We start from the raw sequence: 18,176 nt of genomic DNA on the forward strand, positions 1-18,176 counted from the left end.
GCGGAGGAACCTTCGATGAACAGCCAGGCCATACGCGAGGAACTATGCAAGTACGCCCGCAAGACCGTCGCCAACAAGCTGGTGGTCGGGCCGGGAGGCAATATCAGCGCCAAGCGCGAGGGGAAGATGTACCTGTCCCCGAGCGGCTTCGCGCTCGACGAGATCGAGCCGGAGCAGTGGGTCGAGGTCGACATCGAGACTGGCGCCATTACGGATATCGGGCTCCGGCCGTCGTCCGAAGTGCTGATGCATCTGTACGCCTACCGGACGAATCCGGCGATCGGCGCGATCGTTCACACGCATCCGCCATACTGCATCGCGTTTACGTTGGTGGAGAAGACGCTCCCGGTCATGTTCCCGGACCAGGCGGCGCTCGTCGGCAAGACGACGTACGTCCCTTACGTGCTGCCGACGACCGACAAGCTGGCGGACGCCGTCGCCGCCGAGGTGAACGGCTTCAGCACGATCCTGCTCGGCAATCACGGGCTCGTGACGACGGGGCGCAATCTGCGCGAAGCGTACTACCGCACGGAAGTCGTCGAGGAGAGCGCCAAGATCTACCTGATCGCCAGCGCGATCCGCGAGCCGAAGGCGCTCACCGACGAGGAGTACAAGGAGATCGCCTCTCTCGAGAGCGAGGCCTACCGGATTCAATTGCTGCAGAAAATGAAGTGACGTTAGGCGGCAAAGCTGTAGGAGGTGATGGGGCATGACGAACGGCGGCGGCGCATCGGCGGTTCTGGCCTTCGATCTCGGGGCGAGCAGCGGCCGGGCGTTGATCGGCGAGCTCGCGGAGGAGGCCGGCGGCCTCAGAACGCTGCGAGTGACGGAGATTCATCGCTTCTCCAACCGGGCGATCCATGTCGGCGACCATCTTCACTGGGATACGCTGCGGCTGCTTCACGAGATGAAGCAGGGCATTCGCCAGGCGTTCAAGCTGGGCTACGCGCCAGTCTCTCTCGGCATCGACACGTGGGGAGTCGACTTCGGCCTGCTCGACGCGAACGGGGAGCTCATCGGCAATCCGTACCATTACCGGGACCCGCAGACGGAAGGGCTGATCGACGAAGTCGCCTCGCTCGTCGGCAGGGAGGAGCTGTTCCGGCAGGGCGGGCTTCAACTGATGGCGTTCAACACGATTTATCAGCTGTACGCGATGCGCAAGGCGAATTCGCCGAAGCTCGACATCGCGAAGACGCTGCTGCTGACGCCGGATTTGCTCGCTTACCTGCTGACGGGCGTCCGGGTATGCGAATTCACGATGGCGACGACGACCCAGCTGTTCCACCCCGAACGCCGGAAGTGGAACACGGAGTTGATGGAACGGCTCGGCATTCCGCCCGGCCTGTTCCTCGATCCGATTCGGCCGGGAACGGCGATCGGACCGCTGACGCCGGCGGTGCAAGCGGAGCTCGGCGTGCCGCCGGTCGAGGTGATCGCGGTCGGGACGCACGACACGGAATCGGCGGTGGCGGCCGTGCCCGCGGAGGATCCCGAGTTCGCGTATCTGGTGTGCGGCACGTGGTCGCTTCTCGGCACGGAGCTGCCGGGGCCTCATCTTACGCCGGAGACGATGGAAGCGGAGTTCTCCAACGAAGGCGGAGTCGGCGACACGTACCAGCTGCTCAAAAACATCATGGGGCTCTGGATTCTGCAAGAATGCAAGCGCGAGTGGGACGAACGGGGCGCCGAGATCTCGTTCGAGCAGCTGGTGGCCGAAGCGGAAGCGTCCGAGCCGTTCCGCAGCCTGATCGATCCGGACGACTCGCGCTTCTACGCGCCGGGCGGGATGAACGAGAAGGTGCGCTCCTATTGCGCGGAGACGGGGCAGGCCGTCCCCCGGACCGAAGGGGAGACCGCGCGCTGCATCCTCGAGAGCTTGGCGCTTCGCTACCGGCAGGCGCTGGAGCTGGCCGAGGGGTTGACCGGCCGCTCGTTCATGGCGCTGCACATGGTCGGCGGAGGCATCCAGAACAAGCTGCTGTGCCGGATGACGGCGGACGCGCTGAACCGGCCCGTTCACGCCGGTCCGGTGGAGGCGAGCGCCATCGGCAACATGCTGCTGCAGCTCATCGCGCTCGGCCGCTGCGCCGATCTGGCGGAGGCGCGCCGGCTCGTCGCGGCTTCGTTCCCGGTCGAGACGCACCGGCCGTCCGGGGATAGCCGGCGGTGGAACGACCCTTACGAGAGATTCAAGAAGCTGCGGGGAGACCGGCCTTGATAGGCTGCGGTTGCCGCGGCCCGATACGCGGAGCGAACTCATCCATCTAACTCATACGTATGTATCCATGTATGCGCGAGAATGGCGGCCGAAATGGCCGCCCTTTTCGTTTCGGGGCTTTCCGCCGCTTTCACGCATTTATGTCGCTTCTCCGCAAGTCGAGCAAGTCCACTTACACGCCCGCTTGCTCGCTGCCGCACCTCCGCAAGTCGAAATAATCGACTTGCAGCCCGGGTCGCCTGCTGCTAATCGCATGAGCCGCCCAGGCCAAGCCTTCCCGTTATGCCGCCGAATGCCCCGAATGGCCGATCCCTTCCGTTGGAATGATAGTACGGTCCGCCCCCGGGAACAAGAAGAAGCGATAACGGCAATCCGCCATCTCCGATTATGTATGACGTCTCATTATGACATCCTAATGATTTAAATATTGTATCATAATTAAAATTATGATATACCATAGTTGAGCTTGTCGAAATCCAAATTCAAGGAGTGGAGCAGAGAATGAAGTTTTTCCTGGATACCGGCAACGTGGACGAGATCAAACGCATCGTGAAGCTCGGGCTGGTGGACGGCGTCACGACGAACCCGTCGCTGATCGCGAAGGAAGGCCGCGACTTCAAGCAAGTGATTCAAGAGATCGCCGGCATCGTCTCCGGTCCGGTCAGCGCGGAAGTGATCAGCCTCGACGTCGAAGGCATGCTCAAGGAAGCGCACGACATCGCGACCTGGGCGCCGAACGTCGTCATCAAGCTGCCGCTTACCGAAGCCGGGCTCGAAGCGACGCACCGGCTGGCCCAGGAAGGGATCAAGACGAACGTAACGCTCGTGTTCAGCGTCGCCCAAGGGCTGATGGCGGCCAAAGCCGGCGCCACCTTCATCAGTCCGTTCGTCGGCCGTCTCGACGATATCGGCGTCGAAGGACTGAAGCTGATCCGCGAGCTGCGTCAAGTTCTCGACTTGTACGCCATGAAGACGGAGATCATCGCCGCGAGCATCCGCGGCATCGCGCACGTCGAACAAGCCGCCCTCGCCGGCGCGCACATCGCCACCATCCCGGGCTCGCTGCTGCCTACGCTGTGGAAGCATCCGTTGACGGACATCGGCATCGACCGGTTCCTGAAGGATTGGGAGAAGATGTCGAAGGCGTAAGCGATACGGCTGGCCAGAGGGTGAACGCCCGGAATCCTAAGGAGGGAGCGGGTATCGAACTCACGCCGCGACAATTGGAGATCGTCGAATTAGTCACCCGGAACGCTCCCATCACGGGAGAACAGATCGCCGAGACGCTCGGCGTCAGCCGTCCGACCATCCGGTCGGACTTGTCCGTCCTCGTCATGCTCGGCTATATCGACGCCAAGCCGAAGGTCGGCTACTTCCTCGGCAAGGCTCTGAAGCCGGACCGCGCCGTTCATTCGTCCCTTCTCCAAGGGAAGGTGAGGGATCGGATGAGCCGTCCCGTCGTCATCCGCGACGACGCGACCGTGAACGACGCGGTTATCAGCCTGTTCGTCGACAACGTGGGCAGCCTGATCGTGACGGACGAGAACGATCGGCTGGTCGGCATGGTGTCGCCGAAGGATCTGCTGAAGTTCACGCTCGGACATGCCAACGCGTCCGTCATCCCGATCCGCATGGTCATGACCAAGCAGTCCCAGCTCGTCACGATCTCGCCGGAGGACACGCTTCTCGAAGCGGCGCGCCGGATGATGGGGCATCAGGTGAATAGCCTGCCCGTCGTCCGGCCCCGTTCCGGGGGCGGGGCGGAAGTGATCGGCCGGATTACCAAGACCAATATCACGCAAGCGATGATCGAGATCGCGTCGGATTTGTAGCAGGGTAGGGGGAGAAGCCGTGTCGGCGGATCGTCAGAAAATCATATACGTATGCTCGGACGCCGTAGGGGAGACGGCCGAAGCGGTCGCCAAGGCGACCGCGCGCCAATTCGCGACCGAGAAGGTCCGGATCAAGCGCTATGGAGGCATCAAGCACGAGGACGAAGTCAAAGCCCTTATCCAGGAGGCCGCGTCGGCCGGAGGCTTCATCGCGTACACGCTCGTCCAGCCGGAGCTGAGGGAGACGATGCGCGAGGAGGCGATCCGCGCTTCGGTGAAGGCGGTGGACGTCATGGGTCCGATGATGCAGGCATTCATCGATACGTTCAACGACTCGCCCAAGTACCAGCCCGGTCTGCTTCACGAGATGGACGACCATTACTTCCGCAAGATCGAAGCGGTCGAATTCGCCGTCCGCTACGACGACGGCAAGGACGCGAGAGGGCTGCTGCACGCGCAGGTCGTGCTCGTCGGCGTGTCCCGCACGTCCAAGACGCCGCTCAGCATTTACTTGGCCCATAAGGGCATACGGACGGCCAACTATCCGATCACGCCGGAGGTGAAGCCGCCGGAAGAGCTGTTCATGAAGGCCGACCGCTTGATCGTCGGCTTGACGATGAATCCCGAGCGGCTGCTCAAGATCCGCACGGAACGGCTGAAGGCGCTGGGGCTGCCGGTACACGCGCATTATGCCTCGCTGGATCGAATCCGCGACGAATTGAGCTTCGCGGACCGGCTCATGGCCCAGCTCGGCTGTCCGGTCATCGACGTCACGGAGAAGGCGATCGAAGAGACGGCGGGCATCATTATGGAGAAGTGGTTGAATTCATCGGCATAGGGGGAGAAGAAGTGGAACGAGAGCTTGCACTGGAGATCGCGCGCGTCACCGAATTGGCGGCCCTGGCTTCCGCGCCGTGGATGGGCAGAGGGGATAAGAACAGCGCCGACGGAGCCGCGACGTCCGCCATGCGCGCGATGTTCGACACCGTGTCCGTCAAAGGAACGGTCGTCATCGGCGAAGGCGAGATGGACGAAGCGCCCATGCTGTATATCGGCGAAGAAGTCGGCAGCCGGAACGGTCCCGAGGTGGACGTCGCCGTCGACCCGCTCGAGGGGACGGAGATCGTCGCGAAGGGCTTGAACAACGCGATGTCGGTCATCGCCGTGGCGAACAAGGGCCAGCTGCTGCACGCCCCGGACATGTACATGGAGAAGCTGGCGGTCGGTCCCGAGCTCGCCGGCAAGCTGAGCCTGGAGGATCCGCTGGAGGTCACGCTGAAGAAGGCGGCGGACGCGCTGGGCAAGAAGGACTCCGACCTCACGGTCATGATCCTGGATCGGACCCGGCACGAGTCGATCGTCAAGACGCTGCGCAAGGCGGGAGTCCGGATCAAATTCCTGTCGGACGGAGACGTGGCCGGCGCCATGGCCCCCGCGTTCCCGGAGGCAGGGATCGATCTGTACGTCGGTTCCGGCGGAGCCCCGGAAGGAGTGCTGGCGGCGGCCGCCCTCAAGTGCCTCGGAGGGGAGCTGCAAGGAAGGCTGATGCCTTCGGACGCGAACGAATACAACCGCTGCGTTCGCATGGGGATCGAAGACCCGTACCGCATTCTGACGATGGACGACATGATCGGGACGGAGGACGTCATCTTCGCCGCGACCGGAGTGACGCCGGGCGAGTTCCTGGGCGGAGTTCGGTACTTGTCCGAGCAACGGGCCGAGACGCACTCGATCGTCATGCGGGCCAAGACGCGAACGATCCGCTTCATCCGCTCGATTCATTATTTGCCGAATAAAGCCTTGCTGAACGATAATCGATAAAGTCCCGAACTCATTGGAAGAACTTATTTAACGTTATTAATTAATGATCTTAATAATCTTGATGATCTTCATGAACGAGCTTGTTTGACGTACCTATTCGACAGATTTATTCGACAGACCATTGCGATGCTTATTTGACGGTCGTGCTTGACGAACTTATTTGACGAACTTATAGCCGACGCCCCACACGGTCTTGATGTGTTGGGGCTCTTTGGGATTCACTTCTAGCTTCTTGCGGAGATTCGTGATGTGCACGTCCATCGCTCGCTCGTTGACGAACGAATCGATGCCCCGGACGGCGTTGAGCAGCTCCTCGCGGCTGAAGACGCGTCCCGGATGCTGCGTGAACAGCTTCATCATCTCGTACTCGGAGAACGTCGTCTCGATGGGCTTGCCGTCGAGCACGATCGTCCGGCGTTCGACGTCGAGCGTGATCCGGTCGCCGCTCTGGGCGGGCAGGAACGAATTCGGAGCGAACGCGGGCATTCTTCGCAGCACCGCCAGAATCCGGACCTTAAGCTCCTGGACGCTGTAGGGCTTCGTCAAGTAATCGTCGGCGCCCGAGCTGATGGCCTGGATCCGGTCCGTCACGGCGTTCTTCATGGAGGTCACGATGATCGGGACCGCCGTTCTCTCCCGGAACGAAGCGCATAACGTGGAGCCGTCCGCGTCCGGCAGCATCAGATCGAGGATGATGGCGTCGGGCTTGAATTCCGTGAGCGCCGCGAAGCCGTCTCTCGCGGTCTCCACCCTCCGGACGTCGAATCGTTCCTCTTCCAGGTACAGCGTCAGCATCTCCCCGAGAATCGGATCGTCCTCAATGACCAATATCTTCGTCAAAGCGAATCTCCACCTGTGTCTGATTTGTTAGTCAAACTAATACTTTGCTTATATTTATCGATGGATCGGAATACCGCTCGAAATTCGTCGTCCAGCTCGCCGATCAGAGAGTTCAGACCTTCGGGCGGCGACTCGCCGAAGGCGGATTCCAGACGGGTCGCGATCTCGTAGACGCCCCCGGCCGCCAGATGGCTCGCCGCGCCCCGCAAGGAATGAAGCATCCGCTTCGCCTCCCGGAAGTCGCCTTGTTCCGACAACCGCTTCAGCTCCGCTCCGGCGCCGGCGTACTTCTCCTTAAGTCTGTCCAGGAGATGTACGTACAACCTTGGGTTCCCGCCTAAGCGGCCCAGAGCCAACGCGACGTCCAGCCCTTCCAGCTCGGGGACCGGAACCGGAGCGCATCCGTTCTCCGCGGCCGCGTAATCGGGCAGCCAGCGTTCGAGAAGGTCGCGCAATCTCTTCATCTCGACGGGCTTCGTGATCACTTCCTGGGCGCCGGCTTCATAACAGCGCTCATGCTGCTCCTTCGTCGTGTCCGCGGTCAGCATCACGATCGGAAGGTTCATCCGGCGCGGCAGCGAACGAATGTTCCGAACGGCGGCGATTCCGTCCATGACGGGCATGTGAAGATCCATCAGGACGAGGCCGAACGGTTCGTCGGACTCCAGCATCCCCAGGGCCTCCGGCCCGCTGGCCGAAGCGACGACTTCGGCTCCGAGACTCTGAAGCATCCTCGCCGCGACCTTGCGGCTGATCTCGTGGTCTTCCACCAGAAGCACCTTCGCCTTCGGGGAAGGTGCGAAGCAGTCCGATCCCGCGGGCGGTCCCGCTTCCAGCAGCTTGCGAAGAGCCCGGTGCCAGGCCGAAGCGTCCGCCGTCTTCAACACGACCGCCGCCGGCCGCAGCGATTCCGGCAGGCGGTTGATCGCCTGCCGGCCGTGGAATCCGCACGCCGCGGCGACGGGGATGCCGCGGCGGTCGCATTCGCGCTTCCAGACCGACCAATGCCCGTATCCGCTCATCCGGTCCGCTTCCATGTCCACGATGAGACCGGCCGCCGAATGCCGCTCCGCTTCGGCCAACGCGTCTTCCCACGAGCCGAAGGCGATCGCCTCGCATAATCGGGAGAGCTCTTGGAACCAGGACGGAGGGTTGTCCCCGGACGGCCCGACTACGAGAACCCGGCATGGGAGGGGAGAGAATTCTGCGGCCGCGGGCGGCGCCGTCCGGAACGGGACGACGAACCGGAAGACGGTTCCGGCGCCCGGCTTGCTCTCCGCCTCCAGCGTTCCGTCCATCAGCTCGATCAGCCCCTTGGCGATCACGAGCCCCAACCCGCTTCCTCCGTAGTGCCGGGAGATCGAAGCGCTCGCCTGGTGGTAGGGCTGGAACAGCCGCTCCAGCTGAAGCCGGGTCATTCCGATTCCCGTATCGCGAACGGCGAAATGAATACAGGGCCCGTCAGGTTTATTTTCCGCCATCTCCACGATCAATTCAACTTCGCCGCGTTCCGTGAACTTGACGGCGTTGCCAGCCAGATTATAGAGCACTTGCTCAAGCTTGTGCGAATCTCCTACGAGATGATCCGGAACGTCGGAATCGACGTTCAGCTTCAGCTCCACGGGCTTGTCTCCGAGAAGGGCCGCCATCGTGTGCATGACATGCCTCATGGATCTTCGAAGCCGGAACGGGGCGTTCTCCAGAACCATCTTCTCGGCTTCCAGCTTGGAATAATCGAGAAAGTTGTTGAGCGTCCGAAGCAAATGCCGCGAAGAGATATCGATCTGCTCCAGCCCGTCCCGCTGCTCGTCGGTCAACTCCGAACGGTCGATCAGGTTCGCGGTGTTGATGATGGCGTTCAGCGGGGTCCGGATGTCATGGCTGATGCGGGCGAGGAAGCGGCTCTTGTCCCGATTCGACTGCTCTTCTTTTCTCAACGCCCGCTCGTATTCGCGCTCGATTCGCTTCTGTTCCGTCGTGTCGCGCAGGATCCCCGAATAATAGGAGACGGGATGATCCGGCTTGGGAAGGCGAACGGCCAATGACAAGTTCGCGAACGCGGGTTCACCGCCGGTTCTGCTAGTCCGGAACTCGACTTCCCGCTCGGATGAACCGGTCTCCCGGGCCTCCTTCATTCCCGCAAGAAGCCGCTCCAGGCTCTCGGCGGTCAAGCGGTCGAAGAAGGAGCAGGAGGCGGAATCCCCCTCGATGCCCAGCAGCCTGCGAGCGGCTTCGTTCGAATACAGCAGCCGGCCGGACGGATCGAAAGAGAGAATGCCGTCCTTGGCATTCTCCGCGATTCCGAGCAATATGGAATGTTCCTTCTCGTACTTGGCCAGCCTCATCTCCATCGGCGACAGCCTTCGCCGAAGAGTTCGGTACGCCAAGCAGGCCAGAACGGCTTGGGCGACGATCGGAACGGCTGCGGCGACCCAGGAGCCGGCCGAAGGAGGCAGCCGCCAGATGTGGCGTATTCCTTCGATGGCCGCGATCAGAAGCGACGCCGCGACGGCGGGAGCGAACACAGCCCCCATTGTAATCCTAAGCGATCGAGTCATGCAAACCCTCCGCAAGAAGTGTGAGCGAAACTAACAATTGCCAAACAACAAACAAGCAAAAAATTTAATGGTTTGTCTATATGATAACGAATGCGCTCGTTTTGTGAAGAGCAGCGCGGGATTCCCGGGGGAGGAAATCAATGGAATGAAGACGAGGTGGACGGTAAGGAACAAATTGGTCGGCGGCTTCGCGATGATCTTCATCCTGTCGGCCGTTCTGGCCGCCATCGGAGCGGCGAGCATCAAGACCGTCCGCGACAACTCGAAGGAGTTGACGACGAATTGGCTGTGGGGGATCGAGACGATCAACCGCGTCAAAGTCGGAACGCAGCAATTCGTGAACCTGTTTTACCAGACGATGATGACGAAGGACCCCGCCGGGCAGAAGCCGATCCTCGATGCGATGAAGACAGAGATCGATTCCATCGGCCGGAACATCGAGAGTTATGCGAGCTCGGTGTCCAACGAAGAGGATCAAGCGAACTACGACGAACTTAAGAAAAACTGGAACCTGTTCAAGGAGCAATACGGCGGCTCCCAGGCTGAAGAGCCGGGGCGGCAGCAATCCGGCACGCCTAGCGGGGACGTAGTGAAGACGTTCACGGATATGGTAACCGTGCTCGACCGAATGATTCAGTTCAACCACGACGGAGCCGTCGAGAGCGTCGACAAGAACGAGGCGCTGTACAAGAGAAGCGTTCTCGCCACGATCATCGTCGGGGCCGTATCCCTGATCGCGATGATCGGTCTCGGGGTCACGCTGACGCTGTCGATCACCCGCCCGTTGAACCGGGCCACCCAAGCGCTGAACCGAATATCGGCGGGAGACTTGGCCATCGGCCACATACATATTCGCAGAAAAGACGAGTTCGGGGTTATGCTGGAAGCCGTTAACGTCACCGTCGAACATCTGAGGCAGTCGGTGCGGCAGATGCAGGACGCGGCGAGCTCGGTCGCGGCGTCGGCCGAGCAGCTGGACGCGAGCTCGGACCAGAATTCGGGGGCGGCCCGCCAGGTCGCGGAAGCGATCCAGCAGGTCGCCGCGGATTCGGAGAGGCAGGCGGCCGTCTCCGGAGAATGCGAGCGGGTCATGGACGAGATGGCCGAAGGCGTGCAGCGCATCGCCGAGACGACTTCCGACATCGCGGACCTTAGCGGAAGCGCTGCCCGCTCCGCGCGGGAAGGAGTGGAGCGGATTCAAGACGTCTCGTCTCGAATCCGGGCGCTTCGGAATACGGCGAACGAGGCGGGCGACGACATCAGGCGGCTGGAGGAGCAGTCGGAGCAGATCGGCAGCATCTCGACGCTGATCGGAGAGATCGCCACCCAGACGCACTTGCTCGCCTTGAACGCGGCGATCGAGGCGGCCCGGGCGGGCGAGCACGGCGCGGGATTCGCGGTCGTCGCCGGAGAGGTCCGCAAGCTGGCCGCGCAGACGGACGAATCGGTCAAGGGAATCGGGGAATTGCTGCGCGCGGTAGGAAGCACGACGCGCCAAGCGGCCGAAGCGATGAGCCGGAGCCTGGCGCAAGCGGACGAGAGCGTGGAGGCGGTCGCCGAGGCCGAGCGGGCGTTCGAGCGGATCGCGGGCAGCTCCGGCGAAGTATCCGTTCGGATTCAGGAGACGGCCGCGGCGGCGCAGCAGCTGGCGGCCAGCTCGGAGGAGGTCGCGGCGTCCGTCGCGAACATGGGCCATCTCGCTTCCAGAACGGCGGAGGCTTCCCGGCAGGTCGCGGGGGCGACGGAAGAGCAGCTCGCGTCGAGCGAAGAGATCGCCGCTTCTTCGCGGATGCTGTCCGCGACCGCGAACGACTTGCAAGATACGGTTCGAACATTCGAAATATAAAAAAGGGGATCGCAACGAATGAAAATGTTGAACAGCTTCTTCCAGACCGACGGACCTCAGGTGCAAATGCAGACGACGATGCTCAATCCGATCTTCGTCTCCTTCGCCAAGAAGTACAAGCTGACGCCGAGAGAGACGCAGGTGATGAGAATCCTCGTGACGGAAGGCCTTCGGAACGACGAGATCGCGGCCCAGATGCACATCTCCCCGAAGACGCTGAAGAATCATTTGGCCTGCATGATGAAGAAGACGCAGACGGCCTCGTCCCGATCCCTGCAAGCCTTGTTCTTCAATTACGTTCTGAAGACGCTGCTCCCTTCCGTTTAGGAAGGGTTTTTTTGTTGCGCGGCGTCCTTGCGGCGGGCGGACAGCTCGCCCGCCGCCTTCAAGGGAAGGCGGACCCGGAACCGGGTTCCTTCGCCGGGACGGCTCTGGGCGGAGATGTCGCCGCCGTGAAGATCGACGATCTTCTTGACGATCGACAAGCCGAGCCCGCTGCCGCCGGAGGCGCGATTGCGCGATTTGTCCACCTTGAAGAACCGTTCGAACAGATGGGGCAGATCGCTCTCGGAGACGCCGATGCCGGTATCGGCGAATGTCGCTTCGGCATCGCCTTCCCGGATCTCGAGCCGGATGGAGATCGTGCCCCCTTCCGGCGTGAATTTGATGCTGTTGTGCAGCAGGTTGGTCCAGATCTGATTGACGAGCTCCTCGTCCGCCTCGAGCGTCGTCTCGCTGAGCTGGACGTCCATCTCGAGCTTCTTCGCGTCCCACAGCGGCTCGCAGGAGAGAACGGCCTGCCGGATCTGGCGGTCGAGCCGGAACGTGCGAATCTGGAAGGGATGGTGCCGGGACTCGAGCGAAGTGAGCTTCATCAGGTTGTCGCTTAACCGCGACATCCGGTCGCTCTCGGTCTCGATGATCCGCAGGTAGTGATCGCGGGCTTCCGGCGTCATTCCGTCCTGACGGAGCGCCTGGGCGAACCCCTTGATCGCGGTGAGCGGAGACTGAATCTCGTGGGAGACGTTGGAGATGAACTCCTGGCGCATCTGCTCCATCTGCCCGAGCTCGGCCGCCATCCGGTTCAGGTTGTCCACGAGAACGTAATATTGGCCGGCGTACCTGGGATGCGCTTCGAGATTGACGTTGAAGTCGCCCTTGGACATTCGCTGCATCGCGTCGACCATCATCGTGAAGACGTTGAGCGCGCGCTTCTCCGGCTTGAAGATCCAGCGGACGACGCTCATCGACAGCCCGAACAGGAACATGGAGAGGAGAAGGGCGGCGTAATCTCGCACGGTCGGATGATTCTGCCCGTACACCCAGAAGCGGTCCAGGAACCGGGTGAGGTAGTGGGCGGCCGTCCAGCAGATCGAGAAGTAGACGAAGAAGGCGGAGACGCCGAACACGATGTGGTACCACTTCGGCTGGCGCTCCCGGGCCATCCGCTCGCGCAGATGCTCTTCCTCCAACCGCCGGCGTTCGGCCCGCATTCTCTCCCGCAGCTCGCGCCGCCGCGCTCCCGTCAGCCGGGAGCTTCCTTCTTCGTTCAAGTATTCGGCTAGGATCCTCTCGCGCAGCTGCCTTCGCGTCTCTCGCGATCTCCTGCTCACGTGAGGATCTCCAGACGGTAGCCGAGCCCGCGGATCGTCGTGATCCGGAAACCGTGCTCCTCTTCGCCGAACCTCTCCCGCAACCGCCGGATATGGACGTCGACCGTCCGTTCGTCGCCTTCGTAATCGTAGCCCCAGATCTGCTCGATCAGCTGCTCGCGGGAGAACGTCTTGCCGGGATAGCTGGCCAGCTTGTAGAGCAACTCGAATTCCTTGAGCGGCAGGGTATGGGAGTCGGAACCGGCCGTCAGCTCGTACGTCTTCCGGTTGAGCTGCACCCGGCCGACCTGAACCGTCTGGGAGATGGCGATCTTATACCGCTTCAGCAGCGCCTTCACGCGGACGACGAGCTCGGCGGGCTCGAACGGCTTCACGAGATAATCGTCCGTTCCGAGCTGGAACCCCTTCACCTTCTGCGACGTCTCTCCCTTGGCGGTCAGCATGAGCAGGGGAATGTCGTAATGCTCCCGAAGCTGCTCGCACAGCTCCCAGCCGTCCATGTTCGGCATCATGACGTCGAGCACGACCAGGTCGAACTGAACGGACTCCATAAGCGCGAGCGCCTCCACGCCGTCCGACGCTTCCTGGACTTCGAACCCTTCCCGGGTCAGAATGAGGCTGACGAGCTCGCGAATATGAAGGTCGTCGTCGACGACGAGCAATCTGGCCAATCGAATCTCCCCCTCTTGGATCTTCTCTTCAATATATCGGTTTTCGCGGGCCGCTTCAAAGCGGTTCTGCCCCCATCATGAGGCAACAATATGAACTGAATATGAATCAATCGTGCTACAATGGGGAGAGAAAGGGGAATGAAGCATCGTGAACAACCGCCCATCTCCGATCCGCGGCCGGTTCGCGCCGACCCCCTCGGGCCGGCTTCATCTGGGCAACGCCTTGACCGCGCTTCTCGCCTGGCTCCAGGTTCGGGCCGCCGGGGGCGCGATGATTCTGCGGATGGAAGACCTCGACGCGCCCCGCTGCAAGCCGGGAACGGCCGCTCAAGTCATGGAAGAGATGGCTTGGCTCGGCCTCGATTGGGACGAGGGGCCCGACGTCGGCGGCCCTTGCGGCCCTTACGAGCAGAGCGCCCGGCTCGCCTTGTACGAGGAGGCTCTCGAGCGGCTCGGGCGGGAGGACCGGATCTACCCGTGCTACTGCAGCCGCGCCGAGCTGCAATCGATCGCCAGCGCCCCGCACGGGCTGACGGGGGAAGGGCCCGTCTACGACGGCCGCTGCCGCCGCCTCACCGCCGAGGAGCGGCGGGAGAGGGAAGCGGTCAAGACGCCGTCGCTGCGCTTTGCCATGCCGGTTAAGCCGTTCCCGTTCGCGGACGGCGTCGCCGGGCCGCAATCGTTCGGCCCCGGAGCGGGAGGCGACTTCGTCGTGAAGCGCGCGGACGGCATCGTCGGCTACCAGCTGGCCGTCGTCGTGGACGACATCGCCATGGGCGTCACCGACGTGTTCCGCGGCTGGGACCTTCTCGATTCGACGCCGCGCCAGCTCGCGCTGTTCGAGGCGTTCGGCGAGCCGCCGCCCCGGTACGCGCACGGCCCTCTGCTGCTCGGCCTCGACGGAAGCCGCCTGTCCAAGCGGCACGGCTCCGTCGGCTTGTCGGCGCTGCGGGAGCGGGGGGCGAAGCCGGAGAAGGTGACCGGCTGGCTCGCCTGGACGGCGGGCTTGACCGACGAGCCGGAGCCGCTCGCTCCCCGCGAGCTGATACGCTTCTGGGATCCGCGGCGCATCGCCCGCGAGGCCGTCCGGCTTCCCGCCGATTGGACGAACTTCATCATCGATTGACCGAAGGAGCGCAACCGAATGGAGACTTGGAACGATTCGAGATTATCGCGGCAGATCGCCTTCCTCGCCGAAGCGGACAAGCTGAAGAACGTGCTGCGCCGGACGCTGCTCATGGACGGAAGCCGGAGGGAGAACACCGCCGAGCATTCCTGGCACATCTCCCTCATGGCGATGACGCTGCACGAATACGCGCCGGAGCCGAAGCCGGACCTAACGCGCGTGCTTAAGCTGCTGCTCGTCCACGACCTGGTCGAGATCGACGCCGGCGACACGTTCGCTTACGACGCCTCCGGCTACGAGGACAAGGAAGAGCGGGAAGCCGCCGCGGCGAGGCGCATCTTCGGCCTGCTCCCGGACGAACAGGCGGAGGAGATCATGGCGCTGTGGAGGGAATTCGAGGACGGCGAGACGCCGGAAGCCCTCTTCGCCGCCGCCTTGGACCGGATGCAGCCGCTGCTGCACAACTACATGACGGACGGCTTCAGCTGGAAGCAGAACGGAATCGTCCGCTCGCAGGTGCGGGCCCGGATGAAGCCGATCTACCGGGCGTCGCCGAAGCTGGCGGAGTTCGTCGAGGAGCTGCTGCAGCGGGCGGTCGACCGGGGCTATCTGACGGACGGGGACGATTCCCCGAAGGAGGAATGACGACATGCCGCATCTGATCGGCGAGCGGGTCATGCTGAGAGAGTACCGGCACGAGGATCTCGTGCCGATCCGGGGGTGGGTGAACGATCCTCAGATCGTTCGCTACCTGTCGGATATTTTCCTGTATCCCCATACGCTGGAATCGACCGAATCGTTCCTTCAGGCGATGATGGACCCGCGGCCGGACAGCCGCAGCTTCGTGATCGCGGACGCGGCCACCGAGCTGTACATCGGACAGATCGGCCTCGACTCCATCGACTGGAAGAATCGGATGGGCCGGATCGGCATCGTCATCGGCTCCCCGGAGCGGCTTGGGCGAGGCTACGGCTCCGAGGCGATGCGGCTGCTGGCCTCGTTCGCCTTCCGCGAGCTCGACCTGCACCGGCTCGAGCTTGAAGTGTACGACTTCAACGAGCGGGCGATCCGCTGCTACGCGGCTTGCGGGTTCAAGGAGGAAGGCCGGCTCAGAGAGAGGCTGTACAAGGAAGGGCGCCGCGTCGACGTCCTCGTCATGGGGCTGCTGCGCTCGGAATGGGAAGCGGAGCAGGCGGATTGCGGCGTCCCTGGAAGTCCTGCTAATATATAGAAGGAATACGAATCCATTCGGACAAGGAGGCTGACGGTCGATGTCGTTCACGCTGCCCATCGGGGCCGAAGCGAAGAGCTTCTCGCTCCCGGCTACCGACGGAAGAACGTACTCCCTCGCGGATTTCGCGGACGCGAAGGGGCTTGTCGTCTTTTTCACCTGCAATCATTGTCCTTACGTCATGGGCTCGGAGGAAGTGACCCGGCAGACCGCCGAGAAGTACGCGCCGCACGGCGTCCGCTTCGTCGGGATCAATTCGAACAGCGTTCGCACGAAGCCGGACGACTCGTTCGGGCACATGGTCGAGAGAATGGAAGAGAAGAAGTTCCCGTGGGTCTATCTGCACGACGAGACCCAGGAGGTCGCGAAGGCGTACGGGGCGCTGCGCACTCCGCATTTTTACGTGTTCGACGAGGAGCGCAAGCTGATCTACACCGGACGAGGCGTCGACCAGCCGCGCGATACGAGCAAGATGACCGTGAACGATCTGGACAACGCGCTCGCGGAGTTCGTCGCCGGCAAGCCGGTGTCGGTTCCGCTGACGAACCCGATCGGCTGCAACGTGAAGTGGGACGGCCAAGACGAGCACTGGATGCCGGCAGAAGCCTGCGACCTCGTCTGACAAGGTACGGAACAGACGGCGAAGCGCAATCCGGAAGCGGGTTGCGTTTTTTGTTTGCCTTTTTTCCAACTCTATCAACCTCTGCTATAATTCTAGTGAACGAACGAATAAGCCTGAATCTAGCAGAAGGGTGAGCTATCATTGAAGCGATTATGGGGTAGAAAAGCGATGGCAGCCGCGCTGGCGGCTTCTCTCTTGGCGGCAGCTCCGTTCGGCGACGGGGCTCGGGCGAACGCGGCTTCCGCCGACTCGGCAATTCGTATCTTGCTGGACAACGTGCCGCTCCCGTTCGACTCGGCGCCGAAGGCGGCGAACGGCGTCACTCTCGTGCCGTTCCGGGCGATCGCCGAAGCGCTCGGCATCGCGGTCGTCTGGGACCCGAAGGCGAAGACGATCCGCGCCAACGGACCGAACGGCTCGGGCGAACCGACTTCCGTCGTTCTGCGCATCGGCAGCAAGACGGCCGAAGCCGACGGCGCCGCGGTTCCGCTGCTGGCGGCTCCGGTCATGCAGAACGGCCGGATTCTCATTCCTCTCGCGTTCTTCGGCAGACAATTCGGCGCCCAGGTCGGATGGGACGCCCAGACGCGCACCGTCTCGATCCGCTCTCCGCAGCGCGAGATGCGGATGCTCGGGTTCTACGCGCTCAGCTCGTACGGCCAGATCGGGAGAGTCTCCGCCCTGAATTCGGTCGCGTTCGGCTGGGGGCGGATCGACGAGAACTCGCAGTTCACCGTCTCCGGCATCGACTTCAAGTGGCCGCAGCCGGCGGGCGAGGTGACGCCCGAGAAGATCGTGGAGGCCGTCAATTCCGCTCCCGCGGACACGTACTTGATGGTCTACTCGGAGAACCGCAAGGGCGAGCTGACGAAGCTGCTGAGCGACAAGACGCTGCGGGACGAATCGATCGAGAAGATCGCGGCGCTCGCCGCCGAGAAGAAGTTCGGCGGCATCATGCTGGATTACGAGGAGCTCGGCTGGAAGGACGATCCGGGGACGGCGAAGAAGCTGCTGAACGAGTACGTCTCGCTCTTGGCGGACAAAGTGAAGCCGAGCGGCATTCGGATCGGGCTTGCGCTGCATCCACTTAACGGCGCTTACAAAGGCTACGATTACGCGACGCTGGGCAAGCTGGCCGACGAGATCGTCGTCATGGCCTACAATTATCATTCCGAGACGACGCCGGAGCCGAACGACCGGGTCGATTCCGCGATCCGGCTGGCTCTCGACGCGGGCGTGCCGAAGGAGAAGCTGCTGCTCGGCATCAACGTCCACCACGAGAACGAGACGTCCGTCGGCGACAAGCTCGGGCTCGCGAAGCGGTACGGCCTAAGCGGCGCCGCCTTCTGGAGGCTCGGCCTGCTGACCGAAGCCGAGATGCGGGCGATCGACGCGGCGGCCGTCAAGGAAGAGGGCTGAGGATGGAAGCGGATTCGATCCTGAGGCATTACTTCGAAGCCGGGGCCTGGGAGATCGCGACTGGCGGCGAGTCCGGCTGGAACAATACGACGCGGTACGTGTCCGCGGAGGGAAGACGGTACGTGCTGCGGGTATACGAGACGCACCAAGACCCGGACAAAATCCGCTTCGAGCACGAGGCGCTGCTGGCGCTCGCTTCCGGCGGGAAGCTGCCGTTCGCCGTTCCGGCGCCGGTACGCGACCGCGAAGGACGGACGTTCGTCCGGCTGGACGACGGCACCGGACGGTACGCCTGCCTGTTCGCGTACGCGAAAGGGCGCCGGCCCGACAGCACGGCGCCGGCCGTCGCGCGCGCGGTCGGCGAAGCCGTCGGCCG

Annotated in this window: 18 protein-coding genes; 14 read left to right on the forward strand and 4 right to left on the reverse strand. The window is 62.8% G+C overall.

Annotated elements, in window-relative coordinates; translation table 11 throughout:
• The first annotated feature begins 15 nt into the window (after nucleotides 1-15).
• The 6 genes from H7B90_RS19730 (at nucleotide 16) to glpX (ending at nucleotide 5,874) form a co-directional block, all read left to right on the forward strand.
• Entirely contained in the window at nucleotides 16-675 is a 660-nt protein-coding gene (locus H7B90_RS19730) for a class II aldolase/adducin family protein (RefSeq protein WP_185137607.1), read from the forward strand.
• Nucleotides 676-709: 34 nt separating this feature from the next.
• Complete coding sequence (locus tag H7B90_RS19735) at nucleotides 710-2,221, forward strand: rhamnulokinase (RefSeq protein WP_185137608.1); 1,512 nt, start codon at nucleotides 710-712, stop codon at nucleotides 2,219-2,221.
• Between the two features lie 501 nt (nucleotides 2,222-2,722).
• Entirely contained in the window at nucleotides 2,723-3,370 is a 648-nt protein-coding gene (gene fsa / locus H7B90_RS19740) for a fructose-6-phosphate aldolase (protein ID WP_185137609.1), read from the forward strand.
• Between the two features lie 20 nt (nucleotides 3,371-3,390).
• Nucleotides 3,391-4,053 (forward strand): helix-turn-helix transcriptional regulator, encoded by a 663-nt coding sequence (locus H7B90_RS19745; protein ID WP_246578876.1) that lies wholly within the window; start codon nucleotides 3,391-3,393, stop codon nucleotides 4,051-4,053.
• A gap of 19 nt (nucleotides 4,054-4,072) precedes the next feature.
• Entirely contained in the window at nucleotides 4,073-4,891 is an 819-nt protein-coding gene (locus tag H7B90_RS19750; RefSeq protein WP_185137610.1) for a pyruvate, water dikinase regulatory protein, read from the forward strand.
• 11 nt (nucleotides 4,892-4,902) lie between these two features.
• Nucleotides 4,903-5,874 (forward strand): class II fructose-bisphosphatase, encoded by a 972-nt coding sequence (glpX, locus tag H7B90_RS19755; protein WP_185137611.1) that lies wholly within the window; start codon nucleotides 4,903-4,905, stop codon nucleotides 5,872-5,874.
• A gap of 156 nt (nucleotides 5,875-6,030) precedes the next feature.
• Here glpX and H7B90_RS19760 read toward each other — a convergent pair whose 3' ends face one another.
• On the reverse strand, nucleotides 6,031-6,714 hold the full coding sequence (locus tag H7B90_RS19760) for a response regulator transcription factor (RefSeq protein WP_185137612.1): 684 nt from the start codon (nucleotides 6,712-6,714) through the stop codon (nucleotides 6,031-6,033).
• Nucleotides 6,711-9,272, reverse strand: a complete 2,562-nt coding sequence (locus H7B90_RS19765; RefSeq protein WP_185137613.1) for a response regulator — start codon at nucleotides 9,270-9,272, stop codon at nucleotides 6,711-6,713. Before H7B90_RS19765 ends, H7B90_RS19760 begins: the two co-directional genes overlap by 4 nt.
• A 145-nt stretch (nucleotides 9,273-9,417) precedes the next feature.
• Here H7B90_RS19765 and H7B90_RS19770 point away from each other — a divergent pair, with 145 nt between their 5' ends.
• Both H7B90_RS19770 and H7B90_RS19775 read left to right on the forward strand, forming a co-directional pair.
• Nucleotides 9,418-11,118: a methyl-accepting chemotaxis protein gene (locus tag H7B90_RS19770; protein ID WP_185137614.1), complete on the forward strand. Its 1,701-nt coding sequence runs from the start codon at nucleotides 9,418-9,420 to the stop codon at nucleotides 11,116-11,118.
• A gap of 18 nt (nucleotides 11,119-11,136) precedes the next feature.
• Nucleotides 11,137-11,445, forward strand: a complete 309-nt coding sequence (locus tag H7B90_RS19775) for a response regulator transcription factor (protein ID WP_185137615.1) — start codon at nucleotides 11,137-11,139, stop codon at nucleotides 11,443-11,445.
• Here the strand turns inward: H7B90_RS19775 and H7B90_RS19780 are convergent.
• Nucleotides 11,442-12,731, reverse strand: a complete 1,290-nt coding sequence (locus H7B90_RS19780) for an ATP-binding protein (RefSeq protein ID WP_311772767.1) — start codon at nucleotides 12,729-12,731, stop codon at nucleotides 11,442-11,444. The two genes, H7B90_RS19775 and H7B90_RS19780, sit on opposite strands and share 4 nt — an antisense overlap.
• A complete protein-coding gene (locus H7B90_RS19785; RefSeq protein ID WP_185137616.1) occupies nucleotides 12,728-13,402 on the reverse strand; it encodes a response regulator transcription factor in 675 nt (224 codons plus the stop codon). Before H7B90_RS19785 ends, H7B90_RS19780 begins: the two co-directional genes overlap by 4 nt.
• 148 nt (nucleotides 13,403-13,550) lie before the next feature.
• On the opposite strand from H7B90_RS19785, the gene gluQRS reads away from it, so the two are divergent.
• The 6 genes from gluQRS to H7B90_RS19815 all read left to right on the forward strand — a co-directional run.
• Nucleotides 13,551-14,528, forward strand: coding sequence for a tRNA glutamyl-Q(34) synthetase GluQRS (gluQRS, locus tag H7B90_RS19790; protein WP_185137617.1), 978 nt, complete (start codon nucleotides 13,551-13,553; stop codon nucleotides 14,526-14,528).
• A gap of 18 nt (nucleotides 14,529-14,546) precedes the next feature.
• Nucleotides 14,547-15,173 (forward strand): HD domain-containing protein, encoded by a 627-nt coding sequence (locus tag H7B90_RS19795; protein WP_185137618.1) that lies wholly within the window; start codon nucleotides 14,547-14,549, stop codon nucleotides 15,171-15,173.
• 4 nt (nucleotides 15,174-15,177) lie between these two features.
• A complete protein-coding gene (locus H7B90_RS19800; RefSeq protein WP_185137619.1) occupies nucleotides 15,178-15,759 on the forward strand; it encodes a GNAT family N-acetyltransferase in 582 nt (193 codons plus the stop codon).
• A gap of 40 nt (nucleotides 15,760-15,799) precedes the next feature.
• Entirely contained in the window at nucleotides 15,800-16,381 is a 582-nt protein-coding gene (locus H7B90_RS19805; protein WP_185137620.1) for a thioredoxin family protein, read from the forward strand.
• Nucleotides 16,382-16,522: 141 nt separating this feature from the next.
• Nucleotides 16,523-17,800 (forward strand): stalk domain-containing protein, encoded by a 1,278-nt coding sequence (locus H7B90_RS19810; protein ID WP_260411124.1) that lies wholly within the window; start codon nucleotides 16,523-16,525, stop codon nucleotides 17,798-17,800.
• A 2-nt stretch (nucleotides 17,801-17,802) separates the two neighbouring features.
• Nucleotides 17,803-18,176 (forward strand): phosphotransferase (locus H7B90_RS19815; protein WP_185137621.1); only part of this gene is annotated, 374 nt, incomplete at its 3' end.

This window comes from Cohnella xylanilytica, from assembly GCF_014212175.1.
Lineage (GTDB): Bacteria > Bacillota > Bacilli > Paenibacillales > Paenibacillaceae > Cohnella > Cohnella xylanilytica.

Coding starts and splice junctions, on each gene's coding strand:
- H7B90_RS19730 (WP_185137607.1), top strand. CDS start 16: ATGAACAGCCAGGCCATACGCGAGGAACTATGCAAGTACGCCCGCAAG.
- H7B90_RS19735 (WP_185137608.1), top strand. CDS start 710: ATGACGAACGGCGGCGGCGCATCGGCGGTTCTGGCCTTCGATCTCGGG.
- fsa (WP_185137609.1), top strand. CDS start 2,723: ATGAAGTTTTTCCTGGATACCGGCAACGTGGACGAGATCAAACGCATC.
- H7B90_RS19765 (WP_185137613.1), bottom strand. CDS start 9,272: ATGACTCGATCGCTTAGGATTACAATGGGGGCTGTGTTCGCTCCCGCC.
- H7B90_RS19770 (WP_185137614.1), top strand. CDS start 9,418: ATGAAGACGAGGTGGACGGTAAGGAACAAATTGGTCGGCGGCTTCGCG.
- H7B90_RS19775 (WP_185137615.1), top strand. CDS start 11,137: ATGAAAATGTTGAACAGCTTCTTCCAGACCGACGGACCTCAGGTGCAA.
- H7B90_RS19795 (WP_185137618.1), top strand. CDS start 14,547: ATGGAGACTTGGAACGATTCGAGATTATCGCGGCAGATCGCCTTCCTC.
- H7B90_RS19800 (WP_185137619.1), top strand. CDS start 15,178: ATGCCGCATCTGATCGGCGAGCGGGTCATGCTGAGAGAGTACCGGCAC.
- H7B90_RS19805 (WP_185137620.1), top strand. CDS start 15,800: ATGTCGTTCACGCTGCCCATCGGGGCCGAAGCGAAGAGCTTCTCGCTC.